Source organism: Pseudomonas sp. F3-2, from assembly GCF_038804275.1.
Classification (GTDB): Bacteria; Pseudomonadota; Gammaproteobacteria; order Pseudomonadales; family Pseudomonadaceae; genus Aquipseudomonas.
Genome location: NZ_CP152388.1, coordinates 2,819,518 through 2,834,625, shown reverse-complemented (window position 1 = coordinate 2,834,625; position 15,108 = coordinate 2,819,518). Strand labels below are relative to the sequence as shown.

Sequence of the window (15,108 nt, the reverse complement as noted above, 5' to 3'; positions counted from 1 at the left end):
CGCAGTTGCCAGGAAAGCCGGTTTTTGAACAGTAAGGGAATAATGTGAGAGGCGTTCGTCGTCAGAAATGGCCGATGGTGATGTTGACCCTCGGCCTGTACCACCCGATCGTTACCGCTGCAACGGCGCAGGATCACATCGATCCCGGCCTGCGCAGCATCAGCCCTTCCCGCCTGCAGACCCAGCCGGCGGCCGATAAACGCAAAAGCCTGGTGTTGCCCGCCTCACCCGTGCCGGCGCGCGAGGACAACCAGACACTGGGCCTGGAGCAGGCGGTGCGGCTAGCGGTGGACTGGCACCCCAGCATCAGCGAGGCCATCGGCACCCTGTATCAACAGGCCGAAGGCATCAACGTCGCCGAAGCCGGCTATTACCCGCAGATTTCCGGTGGCGTGAAAGGCGGCTACAGCAGCGGAACCGGCAGCGATGCGAGCAGCCAGTCGGTCAGCATCTCGCTCAAGCAGATGCTTTACGACTTCGGCAAGGTCTCCAACGCCGTCGATGCCGCCAGAGCCCGGGCCGCCCGCAGCCAGGCCGGGATTCTGCTGGCAATCGATCAGGTCGGACGCGACACGGCATTCGCCTACATCGAAGTGCAGCGCTATCAGCACTTGCTGGAGATCGCCCGCCAGCAGATCAGCGGCATCGGCGACATCGTCGAGCTTGCCAGGCAGCGCAGCGACATGGGCGCCAGCACCCGTTCCGACGTCGTTCAGGCCCAGTCGCGCGCCGAGGGCGGCATGGCCACGTTGCAGGAGTTCAAGGCGCAGTACGCCCGCTGGCTCGCCACCCTGACCAACCTGCTCGGCCGCCAGACGCCGCCGCAGGTCAATGATGAGTTTACGCCGTCGCTGGGACAGGCCTGCAACGCGCCGGTCATCACCGATGCGCTGCCCGCCGTGCTGCAGGCCGCCGCGCAACGCACTCAGGCGCAGGCGGAACTGGCGCAGGCCAGGTCCGAGGCCTATCCGACGCTGTCACTGCAGCCGTCGTTCAACCAGTACCTGGACAACAATTATGACAATCAGAACCCGGCCATCGACCGCACCCAGGTCGGCATCTTCCTCAATCTGGAGGTGCCGATCTATCAGGGCGGCGCCATCAGCGCCCGCAGCCGCGCGGCCGGGTACGCCTTGACCGCCGCCGACTCGGCCGAAGACGCCGCCCGCCTGCAGGCACGCCAGGGGCTGAGCGAAGCACAGGCGCAAACCTCCGGACTGACGCGCCGGCTCAATTCGCTGGAATACCGCCAGACCAGCATCACCGAAGCCCGCGAATTGTATGGCAGGCAATACCTGGAGCTGGGCACGCGACCGCTGCTCGACCTGCTCAACGCCGAGCAGGAAATCCATCAGTCGCGTTTCGACCTGGCCAACACCCAGGCCGACCTGCGTCGTCTGCAGATCGACTGCCTGTACAACAGCGGCGCGCTGCGACGTGCCTTCGGTATCGATCACAGCACCATCCAGCATGTGGAGATCCTGCCATGAACGATTCGGTCGTCATCCCTCAGGACCCGGCAGCCGGGCCGCAGCGCCAGGATTATTCGCCGTGGCTGGAAGCGGTGCTCAAGGTCGCGCGGCACTACCGGCTGGATGTTTCGCCGGAAAGCATTCGCCTCGCCTCGATCCGCAGCGAAGGCCGGGTCGAGGAAGTCGTCCGGCACATGGCCCGCCAGGCCGGCCTGAGCGTCAAGTTCGCCCGCTATGACCACAAGAGCCTGAGCCGCTGGCGAACGCCGCTGATCGTGCAGTTGCAGGACGGCCAGATTGGCGTCATCGAAAGCGTGAGCGAGCACGGCGAACTGGGCATCGCCTACAGCGGCGATCAGGGCCTGCAGAGTCGTATCGATCCGGCGGCGCTGGCCAGCCAGGCGCTGCGCACGGTGATTCTGCGACCCACCCAGCCACTGAGCGATGTGCGCACCAACGACTACATCAAGCCGTACGACGAGCACTGGTTCAGGCGCATCGTGCTCAGCGACCTGCGACCTTACAGCCAGGTGATGCTCGCCTCGCTGGTCGCCAACCTGCTCGGCATGGCAGGCGTGCTGTTTTCCATGCAGGTCTATGACCGCGTGATCCCGGCCGAGTCGCTACCGACGCTCTATGTGCTGTTTGGCGGCGTGATGCTGGCGCTGGTCTTCGATTTCGTCATGCGCATCATGCGCCTGCGCATCACCGATGTACTCGGCAAGCGGGCCGATCTGCGGGTGTCCGACCTGGTGTTCGGCCACGCCCTGCGCCTGCGCAATTCAGTACGCCCCAAATCCACCGGCTCGTTCATTTCACAGTTGCGCGAGCTGGAGCAGATCCGCGACCTGATCACCTCCAGCACCGCGACGGCGCTGGCGGACATGCCGTTCTTTTTCCTGTTTCTGCTGGTGTTCTATCTGATCGGCGGGAATCTGGTGCTGATCCCGTTGCTGGCGCTGGTGGCGATGGTGCTGCCGGGCATGCTCGCCCAGCGCAAGCTGGCGAAGTTGGCCAACGCCTCGATGCGCGAGGCCGCGCTGCGCAACGCGATGCTGGTGGAAAGCGTTCAGGGCATGGACGACATCAAGGCGCTGCAGGCCGAGCAGCGTTTTCAGCAACAGTGGAACCACTACAACGCGGCATCGGCCGACAGCAGCCTGCGCTTGCGCTCGCTGACCAACAGCCTGGTGGCCTGGACCCAGAACGTGCAAGGCGGCGTGTTCGCCATCGTCATCGTCTTCGGTGCGCCCATGGTCATTTCCGGCGACCTGACCACGGGCAGTCTGGTGGCCGCGTCGATCCTGTCTTCGCGCATGATGGGCCCGATGGCCCAACTGACTCACGTGCTGACCCGCTGGCAACAGGCCAAAGTCGCGTTGCAGGGCTTGAACCGGATCATGCAGATGCCGGTGGACCATCCTGAGGGCAGCCAGCGCGTGCACCTGCCGGCGATCCGCGGCGACTATCAGCTGCGTCAGGCCGGCTTTCGCTACAGCGAAGAAGCCTCGCCAGCGCTGAGCGGCATCGATCTGAAAATCCGTCCAGGCGAACGCATCGCTGTTCTGGGCCGCAACGGCGCGGGTAAATCGACCCTTTTGCAAGCGCTCGCGGGGGCCATGGACCTGAGCAGTGGCGAAACCACCCTCGACGGCATCGCCCTGGCTCACATCGACCCGGCCGACCTGCGTCGCGATGTCGGCCTGATGTCCCAGCAGGCGCGGCTGTTCCACGGCACGCTGCGAGACAACATCACCCTGGGCGCCGGTCAGGCCAGCGATCAGGAAATCATCGCCGCGCTGGCGGTCACCGGCGCACTGGACTTCGTTCGCCAGTTGCCCAAAGGCATGGACCACCTGATTCTGGAAGGCGGGCTGGGCTTGTCCGGCGGGCAGCGCCAGAGCCTGCTGCTGTCACGCCTGCTGATCCGCCAGCCGCAGGTGCTGTTGCTGGACGAGCCGACGGCGTCGCTGGATGACATCACCGAACGCCTGCTGCTGGAAAAGCTCACGACCTGGTGTCAGGGGCGCACGTTGATCGTGGCGACGCACAGGGTCAGCGTGCTGCAACTGGTGGAACGCATCATCGTGGTCGACAACGGCAGAATCGTCATTGATGACCATCGCGATGCCGCCCTGACCCGACTGCGTCAGCCGCAAGGAGCTCAGGCATGAACGCACTCACCACTGACCAGACGCCACGCCTGCCCGACCAGGTGACGTATCTGGACGGCAGCGACGAGCGCAGCATCGCCGGCGGCGTGCGGGTGATCTGGGGATGCGCGTTGATGCTGGCGTGTTTTTTCGCCTGGGCGGCGTGGTTCGAAGTCGTGGAGGTGTCCACCGGCACCGGCAAAGTCGTGCCCAGCTCCCGCGAGCAGCTCATCCAGTCGATGGAAGGCGGGATCATCAAGGAGATGAATGTCACCGAGGGCGCCCTCGTCGAGCGCGGTCAGGTGCTCGCGCAACTGGACGCCGTGAAGACTGAGTCCAATGTCGGCGAAAGCGAAGCCAAGTACCGGGCCGCGCTGGCGAGCGTCAATCGACTGCAGGCCGAAGTGAGCGAGAAACCGCTGAAGTTCGACGATTCATTGAGCCGATACCCCGAGCTGATCCGCGCCGAAACCGAGCTGTACACCACTCGGCGCAAGGGCCTGGAAGAAACCCTGGCAGGCATTCAGAGCTCGCTCAAGCTGGTGCGCGACGAGCTGGCCATCACTGAGAACCTGGCCAAGATCGGCGCCTCCAGTCGCGTCGAAGTGCTGCGGCTGAACCGTCAGCGATCGGAGCTTGAGTTGAAAGTCACCGAAGCGAAATCGGATTACATGGTGCGCGCGCGTGAGGATCTGGCCAAGGCCAACGCCGAAGCGCAGACGCTGATCGCGGTCATTCGCGGCCGCACCGATTCGCTGTCACGCCTGACGATCCGCTCACCGGTGCGCGGCATCGTCAAGGACATTGAGGTCACGACCATTGGCGGCGTGGTGCCGCCCAATGGGCAGTTGATGCAGATCGTGCCGCTGGATGAGCAGTTGCTGATCGAGACGCGCATCTCGCCGCGCGACATTGCCTTCATCCATCCGGATCAGGAAGCCAAGGTCAAGATCACCGCTTACGACTATTCCATCTACGGAAGCCTGGACGGCAAGGTCGTGACCATCTCGCCGGACACGATCCAGGACGAAGTCAAACCCGAGATCTTCTATTACCGCGTGTACATCCGCACCCAGTCGGATGTACTGCGCAACAAGGCCGGTAAAAGCTTCGCCATCGTGCCCGGCATGATTGCCACGGTGGACATCCGCACCGGCGAAAAGACCGTGCTCGATTACCTGATCAAGCCGCTCAACCGCGCCCGCGAAGCCTTGCGTGAGCGTTGATCAGCGGCTGGCCAGGTGGGTGGCTGGCGCAGCCACAGGTGTGGCCTGCGCCAGATACCGGTTCCATTCGCGGTTGATCTCGGCATACGGCATGAAAATGCTGACCCGCGGCTGGTTGGCCAGATCCGGACGCTTCAGGGCGGTCAGGTCACCGGACGTCAGAAACGCCACGGTGATGCCGACCACTTTGCCATCGGCGGCGAACACCGGCCCGCCGGACATCCCCTTGGCGGTCGGGCCATCGTGGGTGCCATACATGACGTTGCCTTCTTTGCTGTCCAGCCGGACCATCGCCGGCAGCGCATGACCGCTGCCCTTGACCGACATGTACACGGAGTTGAAACCCACCGCCGTGACCGCTTCACCCGGCTGATACGCACGCCAGAGCGGGACGCCATTGGCCTTGTGGCGGAAAAACTGCACGTCGCCCTGCCCCTGATACACCGAGCCTGACAGGTAAGGAATGTGCTTGACCGTCACGGCGTAGTCTTCATTCCACTGGATCGCCGTGCCCATCAGCATGTAGGGCAGCGGCGCTCCGGAATGAACGACGAACGCTTGGTCATAGACTGGATCCTGGGTAAAAGCGACTGGCATTCCATTGCACCCGCTGATCAGCACTGAGGCTGCTACAAGCGACTTGAGGGGGCGCATTTTTGTACACGACGAAGTAGTGGAGACGGCGCGAATATGTCATTGCGCCACTACTAACTCAATAGGTTGAAACGACCTTCCGTCTAGTGGCATTTTGGTGGCTCATTGGATCCGAAATTCGCGCATTTGCTGGGCTGCAGCGCTTCACGACCGCTGCAGTCCAACGCTTGCCACCTCGCCACTCGCGCGCCCTGCTCTGGCGCGGGCCTTGTGGTGATGCGGCTGCAGAAACGGCGTGGCGGCCAGCATCACGACGCTCACGGCGACCATCAACCATTGCGACACATGAAAGCCACCGGTCATATCACGCAGATAGCCCATCAACAACGGACCCGCCGCCGCGACGATGTAACTGAACAGCAGGACAAAGGCGTTCCAGGCGTTGGCTTCTTCGGCGTTGGACGCGTTATCCAGCGGCAGCGTCATGGCCAGGGTGAACGCCCCGCCCGTGCCAAACGCCAGTATCGGCACCGCCACGAATGGCATGGCATTCGGCGCAACCGCGATGGCCAGCGTGCCTGCCAGCGCAATCGCCGAGCTTGCTGCCAGCGCCAGACGCCGGTCCTCGTTGCGGCTGAGAATGCCGAACACCGGGTTGGACACCATGAACGCCAGGGTGAAGCTCGCCAGAATCAGCCCGGCCATGGTCGGCGTTCTGCCGTATTCCACGTACATCGGCGCGATCCACGAGATGAACGCGTAGAACACGATGTTGTTGCTGGCAAAGAACAGCGCGATCAGCCAGGCCGTCCGGTTACGGATCGGCATTGCGTACCGCCGGCCCGAGCCACTGTTCACGCCCGGCGTCAGCCGTTTGCGCTCGATGAACAGCCACGCGGCGATGGCGACGACGGCGGGCACGGTCCACACCGTGGCGCCCAGGCGCCAGCTTGCAGACGTACTTGCCACCGGCCCGGTGATCGCCGCCGCTGCGGTGCTGCCCAGCGCCAGCGAGGTGGCGTAAATGCTCATCAGCAACGCGGTCTGCTGCGGGTAGCTGGCTTTGACGAACCCGGCCAGCAGCGCCCCGGCCACGGCGATCCCCGCGCCAATGCCCACGGTGGTCAGAAACAGCGTGCCGACAGAACCTGCAACCGCGCGCAGAGCGGTCGCCGCGAGCAGCACAACCAACGCCACGAGAATGACCCGGTCACGACCGAAGCGCCGAGCCAGCCACGGCGTCGGCAGCGCCATCAACCCCATCAGCAGGGTCGGAATGGCCGTCAGCAGCGACGCTTGAGTGTGGGAAAGGCCGAAATCGCGAATCATCCCCGGCAGCAACGGCCCGACCGACACGATCGCCGGACGCAGCGTCAAGGCCACCAGCACGATACAGACGATTGCGACCAACAGCGACGGCGTATTGCCGGACACGGTTGCCGGCGCGCACAGGTGCAGGCGCGGCGGCTGCGCGGTCATGACATTCTCGGGTTCGGCAAGCGGAACTCTGCTGGTCACCAACATGATGCGATCTCCAGAACGGGCCGGGCCGACGCGTGTCGGCCCGGCGAAGGGTTGCGGTCAGCCGGCGTAGGCCGGGTAATCGGTGAAGCCCGCTGCGGTGCCGCCGTAGAGGGTCGACGGGATCAACGGGTTGAGCGGCCAGCCATTGGAGATACGCGCCGGCAAATCCGGATTGGCAATGAACGGACGGCCGAACGCGATGAGGTCCGCCAGCCCCGCCTCTACCAGCCGGGCGCCGCGCTCGGCGGTGTAGCGACCGGCGTAGATGATCCGGCCGCTGAAGGTGCTGCGCACGTCGCGACGGAACTGCTCGGGCAGATCGGGTGCGTTGTCCCAGTCCGCCTCGGCGATCGACACATAGGCAACGCCCGCGTCCTGCAACACCTTGATCGCCTCGATGTAGGTATGGTGCGGGTCCTTTTCCACCATGCCGATGTACACGCGGTCCTGATCGGTGCTGGTGAACAGCGGCGTGAAGCGCACGCCCAGACGTTCAGGACCGACAGCGTTGGCGACGGCCTGAACCACCTCGCGGAGAAAACGCAGACGGTTTTCCAGCGAGCCGCCGTATTGGTCATCGCGCTGGTTGGAATGCTCGGAGATGAACTGATTGACCAGATAGCCGTTGGCGGCATGAATCTCGACGCCGTCGAAACCGGCAGCAATCGCATTTCGCGCGGCGGTGGCGTACAGCCCGACCAGGGTTTCGATCTCGGCAATGCTCAGTGCACGCGGCAGCGACGGCGCAACCAGTTCGCCGGTGCCCGGACCGGTCTGAATGAAGGCTTTGGCGTTTTCGGCACGGATGGCCGAAGGAGCCACAGGCGCGGCGCCATCAGGCTGCAGCGCATAATGAGAGACCCGTCCGACGTGCCAGAGCTGAGCGAAAATCACGCCGTCTTCTGCGTGCACCGCGTCAGTGACTTTCTTCCAGCCCTCGATCTGCGCCTGGGTATAGATGCCCGGCGTCCAGGCATAGCCCTGTCCGCGCGGCTCGATTTGCGTGCCTTCGGTGACCATGAATCCCGCCGAAGCGCGCTGGCGGTAATACACCGACATCAGCTCGGAGGCGACATCGCCCGGCTGGGCGCTGCGTTGCCGGGTCAGGGGCGGGAAAGCGATACGGTTCTTGAGGGTCAGGCGACCCAGTTCCACGGGGGTAAACAGAGCGTGATGAGACATGGCGGTATTCCGATTGCGAAAGAGGGAATGAATCGAGTGCCGAGTGGCCTCTCTGTGCGAGAGGCCAGCAGCCGGCTTACTTCTTGATCAGGACGGTCTTGGGGTTGGTGAACAGGAGTCGGCCTTCATGCCCCTGCTCGGTGCCGACCCCGGATTGCTTGTGGCCGCCGAACGGGATGTCCACGCCCTGGGTGTGCATTTCATTGACCCAGACCATGCCGGTCTCCAGGCGATTGGCCACCGCCACCGCCGCGCGGGTGTCACGCCCCCAGACCGAGCCGCCGAGGCCGAACGGGCTGTCGTTGGCACGCTCGATCACGTCATCCACATCGTCGTAAACGATGATCGGGACGATGGGGCCGAACTGCTCCTCCTGGACGATCTTCGATTGCTCGGGCGGGTTGTCCACTACCGTCACCGGGATGAAGTAGCCCGGACGGCTGTCATCGACCTCGCCGCCCAGAACGATGTTCTGGCCGTTGGCCTTGATGTCGTCCAGGAACGTGCGGACTTTGTCGAACTGCATCTTGTTCTGCACCGGTCCGACCGTGACCTCGGCGTCCAGGCCGTTGCCGAGCTTCTGCTGACGGGCGTAGTCGACGAACGCCGCCACGAACGGCGCATGAAACGAGCGATGGATGTAGAGGCGTTTGATGCCGACGCACCACTGCCCGGAGTTGCCGATGGCGCCCCAGAACAGCTGCGGGATGATTGACTTCCAGTCAGCGTCAGGCATGACGATGGCCGCATCGTTGCCGCCCATTTCCAGGGTCAGACGCTTGACCGTGCCGGCAGCCGAGCGGATCACGTGCTTGCCGGTCTCGGTCGAGCCGGTGAAGCTGATTTTGGCGATGTCCGGGTGAGCGGTCATCTGCGGGCCGAGTTCGTTGCCGCCGGAGACCACCGACAAAACGCCGGCCGGCAGTACCGATTGGGCGATCTGCCCGAAACGCAGGGTGGTCAGCGGGGTGAACGGTGACGGCTTGATCACCATGGTGTTGCCGGTCAGCAGCGCTGGCGCGACCTTCCACAACGCCAGCAGCACCGGGAAGTTCCACGGCGTGATCGCGCCGACGACGCCCAGCGGCGTATGGTGCAGCTCGACGATGTGGCTGTCGTTCTCTTCCACGATCTCGACCGGAATACGACGCGCGGCGATCTGGCGAATCCAGGAAATCGCCTGATCCACTTCAGGCTCCGCCATGGTTTTGAGCGGCTTGCCCTGCTCCAGGGTCAACAGCACGGACAATTCATCGCGATGCGCCTGCAAGGCGTCGGCGTAGGCAATCAGGTACTGCTCGCGCTCGTCATAGCTCAGCGCAGACCAGCCTTTGAATGCCGATTTGGCAGCGGCAATGGCGTCTTCCAGTTGTTCGGCGGTGCCGGCCGGTGCCTGAGCCAGAACCTGGCCGGTCGCCGGGTTCATCACATCGAATGCGTCACGGGTTTCGACCAGTTTGCCGGCAATGCTCAGGTAATAAGGACCATCGAACAGGCTGGCAGATACAGGTGAACGGGATGCAGTGGCCATATCATTAATCTCCAGAAGCATGGGTCGTTATATAAGAAGTGCAACGACAGTCAGCTCGAAAGTTCGGAGGTTGTATGTATCAGGCCCTCTATGCGCATGGCACCCGATGACCTGGAACACAACTTTGCTTATCCGTCTTTAGAACTACGTTGATTCACTGTCGCTGTGATTACTTCGGAGTAGACCAGTCGTCTAATCCGTTGAAATGAATGTTAGGGGCGATCAAATGGGTCAACAATGACGAATCCGCAAGGATTCCGGACATCGACTGCCGAAGGCGGTTGTCCTCCGCTACATTCGCGGCTTACCGGTCGCCGAATCGCGACAATGGCGAGTAAAAGGCCGCGGGACAGATGGGAAAAACGGTCGCGACTTGCGCAATCTTGCGGTTATTGCCCAGCGCGTTGGCGATCCCGTTGCAGCCATTGTCAGCCCACGTATCATCACGACGCTGACGCCGGGTATATCAACATCACCCGGCCGCACGTTCAGAACGACTCATTCAGGAAGGTATTCGTTTGAAAATCATCCGCAGTAAGACATTTACCGGCGAACGTCCATGGGCAGCGTTGGACATTGCCAACATGAATGGAATAACCACGCGCCTGCATTGGACTGACCAACCTTATAAGTGGCACGTCAATGATGGCCAGGAAGTGTTCGTGGTATTGGATGGGCGCGTCGACATGCATTACAAAGAAGAAAACATCGAGAACACCGTACGGCTGGAAACCGGCGATATCTTTTATGCCTCCGTTGGAACGGCACACGTCGCCCATCCTATTGGCGAGGCGCGAATCCTGGTCGTGGAAAGCGAAGGCAGCGTCTGACGCACGTCCGACGCAACCGCTGCAACATCGGATAGGCATGAAAGCGTCACAGGAACGACAACTGCCAGTGGCACGCTGAAACCGGTGGGCGTCTTGCGCCCCGACTTTCCGCGCGTCTTGCAGGGACTCGTCACATGAAAATCAGCGTATTCGGAAGTGGTTATGTCGGTCTGGTGCAAGCCACCGTGCTTGCCGAGGTGGGACACGACGTCGTCTGCATGGACATCGATGAGGCCAAGGTCCATCACCTTCGTCAGGGCCAGGTGCACATTTACGAGCCTGGGCTTGCCGCTCTGGTGCGCGACAACCTGGACAACAGGCGCCTGCAATTCACCACCGACGCGCAATGGGCGGTCGAACACGCCGACGTGCTGTTCATTGCCGTCGGCACGCCGTCCCGCGAAGATGGCTCGGCCGATCTGAGCGGCTTCTTCGCCGTCGGTGAGGCCATCGCCAGGCATCGCAGTCAGCCACTGATCATCGTCGAGAAGTCCACCGTTCCGGTCGGCAGCGGCGACGCCCTGCGCAGCCACATCGACAGAGCATTGCGTCAGGCCGGGCGCTTGCTGCAATTCGAGATCGTCTCCAACCCCGAATTTCTCAAAGAAGGCTCCGCGGTCAATGACTGCCGGCGGCCCGACCGCATCATCATTGGCAGCGACAACGAAGCCGCCCGCCAGGTCATGCATGAACTGTACGCACCGTTCAATCGCAATCATGAGCGGATCCTGTTCATGGACCTGCGCAGCGCCGAGCTGACCAAGTACGCCGCCAATTGCATGCTCGCCACCAAAATCAGCTTCATCAACCAGATCGCAGAACTGGCGGAGCACCTGGGCGCGGATGTCGAATCCGTGCGCCGCGGCATCGGCGCCGACTCACGTATCGGCTATGACTTCATCTACCCGGGCTGCGGTTACGGCGGCTCCTGCTTCGGCAAGGACATCCGCGCGCTGATTCACAGCGCACGGCAAGCCGACTGCTCGAACGACCTGCTCTCGGTGGTCGAAGCCATCAATGAACGGCAGAAGCACAAATTGTTCGAGCGCATCAACGCGTTCTACCAGGGTCACCTGCGCGGCAAGACGTTTGCTGTGTGGGGCTTGGCGTTCAAACCCAACACCGATGACATGCGTGACGCGCCCAGCCGCGTGCTGATGCAGGCACTGTGGGATGCCGGGGCGAACGTGCGGGCGTTCGATCCGGAGGCAATGGGCGAAACCCAGCGGATCTACGGTCGCCGCCACGACCTCATGCTGCTGGGCACGCCGGAAGCGGCGCTGGAAGGTGCCGACGCGCTGATCGTCTGCACCGAATGGCAAGCCTTCAAGGCGCCCGATTTCGAGCTGATCCAGCAGCGCCTGAACGCCCCGGTGATCTTCGACGGCCGTAACCTGTATGACCCGCAACGGCTCGCCCGACGAGGCTTTCAGTACTTCCCGATGGGCCGTGGCGAATCCTGCAATCTGCCGATTCCGCAAAAGCGCTGGAGCGTCTTTCCGGCCCTGGCGAGTGGTCGGCTGCTCTGACCTTCTGCCGCTGCGCGCCGGGCAATCCGGCGCATTGATCCTGCACATAGCCGCGACGCAGGGCGCCCGAACGAAGCCCGGCACACAGCCCGGGTTCACGGCGTGATCGCTGCATTCCGCATTGGCCGCCTTTGCTTTATTCTCCGCCTCGCACACGGCGTCCGTTCGGGCGCCTGACCCGCTCACGAGCGGGCCGGGTCAGTTGCCGTGCTGTCCAGCGCCCTTTGCAAAATCGCCCAAAAGGAATTTCCGTGTCGTCCAATGCGCCAACGATCGCTGCTACAGCTGCGCCTCTGCTGGAGGCGAGAAACCTCAGTCGCGTCGATCCGTCGGGGCAGACGGTATTGCTGCAGCCTACGGATTTCGTCTTGAGTGCCGGCGCTCAGGTTGCGATCACCGGCTCATCGGGTTCGGGCAAAAGCGTTTTCCTGCGCCTGCTCGCACTGCTCGATCAGCCCGCTACCGGCCAGGTCTGTTGGCAGGGAAATCCCGTGCCGAACGACAAGATCCCCACGTTTCGCAGCCGTATCTGCTACCTGGCGCAGCGTCCCGCCATGATCGAAGGCAACGTGCTGGAAAACCTGCAATTCCCTTTCACCCTGAAAAGCCTGAGCGCGCGCATGTTCAACCTGGATTTCGCCCGCGATCTGCTTGCACAGGCTGGCAAAGAGGCGTCATTCCTGAACCGGCAAGCCAGTGAGCTGTCCGGCGGCGAAGCACAGATCGTGGCGCTGGTGCGCACGTTGCAGCTCTCGCCGCAGGTGATTCTGCTGGACGAACCCACCGCGGCACTGGACCCTGAATCGGCCACGGCGGTCGAGGATCTGGTCCGGCACTGGTTCCGCGCCGAAGCTGTCTGCTCCCCGGCGGACGTCAGCGGCGGTCTGCAACGTGCCTACATCTGGGTGTCCCACGATCATCAACAGGCGCGGCGCATGAGCACACGCCACCTGACCATGACCAAGGGCGTGCTCGACACTGAGGCCCGGCCATGAATTATCAGGACCTTTCTGCAGCTGACCTGGCGATTGCCGCCTCGCTGATCCTGATCAACGGCGCGCTGTCGCTGATGTTGAAGCTCGGTCTTGAGCGGCAGTTGCTCTGGGCATCGCTGCGCACGGTGGTGCAATTGCTGGCGGTCGGTTACGTGCTGGGCTGGGTGTTCGCGTTCGCTTACTGGTATGTCGTGCTGCCGCTGATGTGCCTGATGACTGTGGTCGCGGGCATTTCCGCCGCGGGCCGGGGCAAGCGTACCTACGCCGGGCAACTGGCCGACAGCATCGTCTCGGTCTGGGCCAGCTCCTGGCTGGTGACCGCCATCGGACTGTTCGTGATCATCCGCATCCGGCCGTGGTACGAACCGCAGTACGCGATCCCGATCCTGGGCATGATCCTGGGCAACACCCTGACCGGCGTGTCGCTGGGCATCGAGCGCATGACCCAGGAACTGACCTCGGGGCGCAACACGGTGGAGATGATCCTGGCCCTGGGCGGATCCCGCTGGGAAGCTGCGCAACTGGCTGCCCGGCAAGCGGTGCGGGCCGGAATGATGCCGACGCTGAATCAGATGACGGTGGTCGGCATCGTCAGCCTGCCGGGCATGATGACCGGCCAGGTGCTGGCTGGCGAAAGCCCGATGAGTGCCGTGCGCTACCAGATCGTGGTGATGTTTCTGATTGCCGCGTCCTCGGCACTGGGCACTGTCTGCGCAGTGTTGCTGACGTTCTTGCGGCTGTTCGCAGCCGATCACCGGTTCATGATGCACCGACTGGTCAGCCGCCGCTGAAACCGCCTGCCAGCCGCACTGGGCAAAATGACACGCCGTTCACGACGACCAAACCAATTTTTTACATCTGCCTGCCTACCATGCCCGGATTGTCTCGGTGACGGATGTAGAAATGTTGATCGTGGAAGACTTGATGCTCGACACGGAAAAACTCAGGGCGTTTCGCAATGACAGGCCGCTGAGGCTCAACCCGACCAACATCGAGATACTCACCCTGCTGATGCGCCGCAGCCCGGGCGTGGTCAGGCGCGAGGAGATTTCCACGATCCTGTGGGGCGAAAACGTCGTCAAGAACACCAGCGGCGTTGGCACCCGGCTACACGAGATCCGAAAAATCGTGGATGACGGCGCTGCTTTTCCCCTCGTCCACACGATCTACGGCATCGGTTATCAGTTGTGCCGGCTGGCCGAGGCGTAATGTCGCCTACACCACCACCGGGTGCTGCGCGCCATCCATCGTCACGGTCGTGCCGGTGATGTAACTGGCCTTGCCGGACGCCAGGAACAGCACCAGATGCGCGACCTCTTCCGGCTGCGCCATGCGCCCGAGCGGTATCTTGCTCACGGCGCGCTCTTTCGCCGCCTCAGGACTGATCCCCGCATGACGGGCATCGGCGGCCATGCCTTCGCCGACCCGGCCGGTTTCGGTCAGCCCCGGATTGACACCGATGATCCGCACGCCCGACGCCGCATAGGCATTGCCCAGCCCGGCGGTGGCGAGCATCAGTGCTGCGTTGGCCGAACCGCCAGCCAGGTGAATCGGGCTGGCGACCTTGCCTCCCGCGCCGATGACATTGACGATCACACCGCGCCCGCGCCGGGCCATGAGCTTGATCACCGGATCGACCACGTTGATCGTCGAGAAGAATTTCGCGTCCATGGCGGCGCGCCAGAACGCCGGGGTCAGGTCCTCGGGCGGCGAACGCTTCGCCGCGCCCGCCGAGCTGATCAGCACGTCGATGGGACCGACCTGCTCTTCCACCTGCCTGACCAGATTGGCCGCAGCCGTATCGTCGCTCAGGTCGGCGGCAAAGCCTTGCGCCCCGGGCAGTTCACTGAGCGCCTGATCGATATTGGCCTGCGAACGCGAGCTGATCACCACGCGTGCGCCCTGCTCGACAAACTGTCGGGCACAGGCCAGACCGATACCTTTGGAACCACCGGTAATGAGCACTACCTTCGTCGCGAACGCATTCATCTGTCTGCTTCCTCATCAAAAAGGGTGTGTAGCAAGAAGTCTCGGGGGCCCAGTACGCCACAGCCACCGTGCCGATGACAGTG

Annotated in this window: 13 protein-coding genes; 8 read left to right on the top strand and 5 right to left on the bottom strand. The window is 63.1% G+C overall.

Features of this window, described 5'->3' with window-relative positions; translation table 11 throughout:
- Positions 1 to 44 precede the first annotated feature (44 nt).
- The 3 genes from AAGQ88_RS13010 to AAGQ88_RS13000 are packed head-to-tail and all read left to right on the top strand — an operon-like array spanning position 45 to position 4,851.
- A complete protein-coding gene (locus AAGQ88_RS13010; protein ID WP_285423852.1) occupies positions 45 to 1,490 on the top strand; it encodes a TolC family outer membrane protein in 1,446 nt (481 codons plus the stop codon).
- Positions 1,487 to 3,646 carry a type I secretion system permease/ATPase gene (locus tag AAGQ88_RS13005; RefSeq protein WP_342655603.1) on the top strand — a complete coding sequence of 720 codons (2,160 nt, stop codon included), beginning with the start codon at positions 1,487 to 1,489 and terminating at the stop codon, positions 3,644 to 3,646. The genes AAGQ88_RS13010 and AAGQ88_RS13005 overlap by 4 nt, the downstream gene beginning before the upstream one ends.
- On the top strand, positions 3,643 to 4,851 hold the full coding sequence (locus AAGQ88_RS13000; RefSeq protein ID WP_342655602.1) for an HlyD family efflux transporter periplasmic adaptor subunit: 1,209 nt from the start codon (positions 3,643 to 3,645) through the stop codon (positions 4,849 to 4,851). Before AAGQ88_RS13005 ends, AAGQ88_RS13000 begins: the two co-directional genes overlap by 4 nt.
- Here the strand turns inward: AAGQ88_RS13000 and AAGQ88_RS12995 are convergent, their stop codons facing one another.
- The 4 genes from AAGQ88_RS12995 to AAGQ88_RS12980 all read right to left on the bottom strand — a co-directional run bounded on the left by AAGQ88_RS12995 (position 4,852) and on the right by AAGQ88_RS12980 (position 9,682).
- On the bottom strand, positions 4,852 to 5,448 hold the full coding sequence (locus AAGQ88_RS12995; protein ID WP_285423856.1) for a trypsin-like peptidase domain-containing protein: 597 nt from the start codon (positions 5,446 to 5,448) through the stop codon (positions 4,852 to 4,854).
- A 201-nt stretch (positions 5,449 to 5,649) separates the two neighbouring features.
- Positions 5,650 to 6,969 carry an MFS transporter gene (locus AAGQ88_RS12990; RefSeq protein ID WP_342655601.1) on the bottom strand — a complete coding sequence of 440 codons (1,320 nt, stop codon included), beginning with the start codon at positions 6,967 to 6,969 and terminating at the stop codon, positions 5,650 to 5,652.
- A gap of 57 nt (positions 6,970 to 7,026) precedes the next feature.
- On the bottom strand, positions 7,027 to 8,151 hold the full coding sequence (locus AAGQ88_RS12985) for an alkene reductase (RefSeq protein WP_342655600.1): 1,125 nt from the start codon (positions 8,149 to 8,151) through the stop codon (positions 7,027 to 7,029).
- 76 nt (positions 8,152 to 8,227) lie between these two features.
- Positions 8,228 to 9,682, bottom strand: a complete 1,455-nt coding sequence (locus AAGQ88_RS12980; RefSeq protein WP_285423859.1) for an aldehyde dehydrogenase family protein — start codon at positions 9,680 to 9,682, stop codon at positions 8,228 to 8,230.
- A gap of 518 nt (positions 9,683 to 10,200) precedes the next feature.
- On the opposite strand from AAGQ88_RS12980, the gene AAGQ88_RS12975 reads away from it, so the two are divergent.
- The 5 genes from AAGQ88_RS12975 to AAGQ88_RS12955 all read left to right on the top strand — a co-directional run bounded on the left by AAGQ88_RS12975 (position 10,201) and on the right by AAGQ88_RS12955 (position 14,245).
- Complete coding sequence (locus AAGQ88_RS12975) at positions 10,201 to 10,512, top strand: cupin domain-containing protein (RefSeq protein ID WP_342655599.1); 312 nt, start codon at positions 10,201 to 10,203, stop codon at positions 10,510 to 10,512.
- Between the two features lie 134 nt (positions 10,513 to 10,646).
- Positions 10,647 to 12,041, top strand: a complete 1,395-nt coding sequence (locus AAGQ88_RS12970; protein WP_342655598.1) for a UDP-glucose/GDP-mannose dehydrogenase family protein — start codon at positions 10,647 to 10,649, stop codon at positions 12,039 to 12,041.
- Positions 12,042 to 12,292: 251 nt separating this feature from the next.
- Complete coding sequence (locus tag AAGQ88_RS12965) at positions 12,293 to 13,036, top strand: ATP-binding cassette domain-containing protein (protein WP_342655597.1); 744 nt, start codon at positions 12,293 to 12,295, stop codon at positions 13,034 to 13,036.
- Positions 13,033 to 13,827: an iron export ABC transporter permease subunit FetB gene (gene fetB, locus AAGQ88_RS12960; RefSeq protein ID WP_342655596.1), complete on the top strand. Its 795-nt coding sequence runs from the start codon at positions 13,033 to 13,035 to the stop codon at positions 13,825 to 13,827. The genes AAGQ88_RS12965 and fetB overlap by 4 nt, the downstream gene beginning before the upstream one ends.
- Positions 13,828 to 13,960: 133 nt before the next feature.
- A complete protein-coding gene (locus tag AAGQ88_RS12955; protein ID WP_285423862.1) occupies positions 13,961 to 14,245 on the top strand; it encodes a winged helix-turn-helix domain-containing protein in 285 nt (94 codons plus the stop codon).
- A gap of 6 nt (positions 14,246 to 14,251) precedes the next feature.
- Here the strand turns inward: AAGQ88_RS12955 and AAGQ88_RS12950 are convergent, their stop codons facing one another.
- A complete protein-coding gene (locus AAGQ88_RS12950; RefSeq protein WP_285423863.1) occupies positions 14,252 to 15,025 on the bottom strand; it encodes an SDR family oxidoreductase in 774 nt (257 codons plus the stop codon).
- Between the last annotated feature and the right edge of the window lie 83 nt (positions 15,026 to 15,108).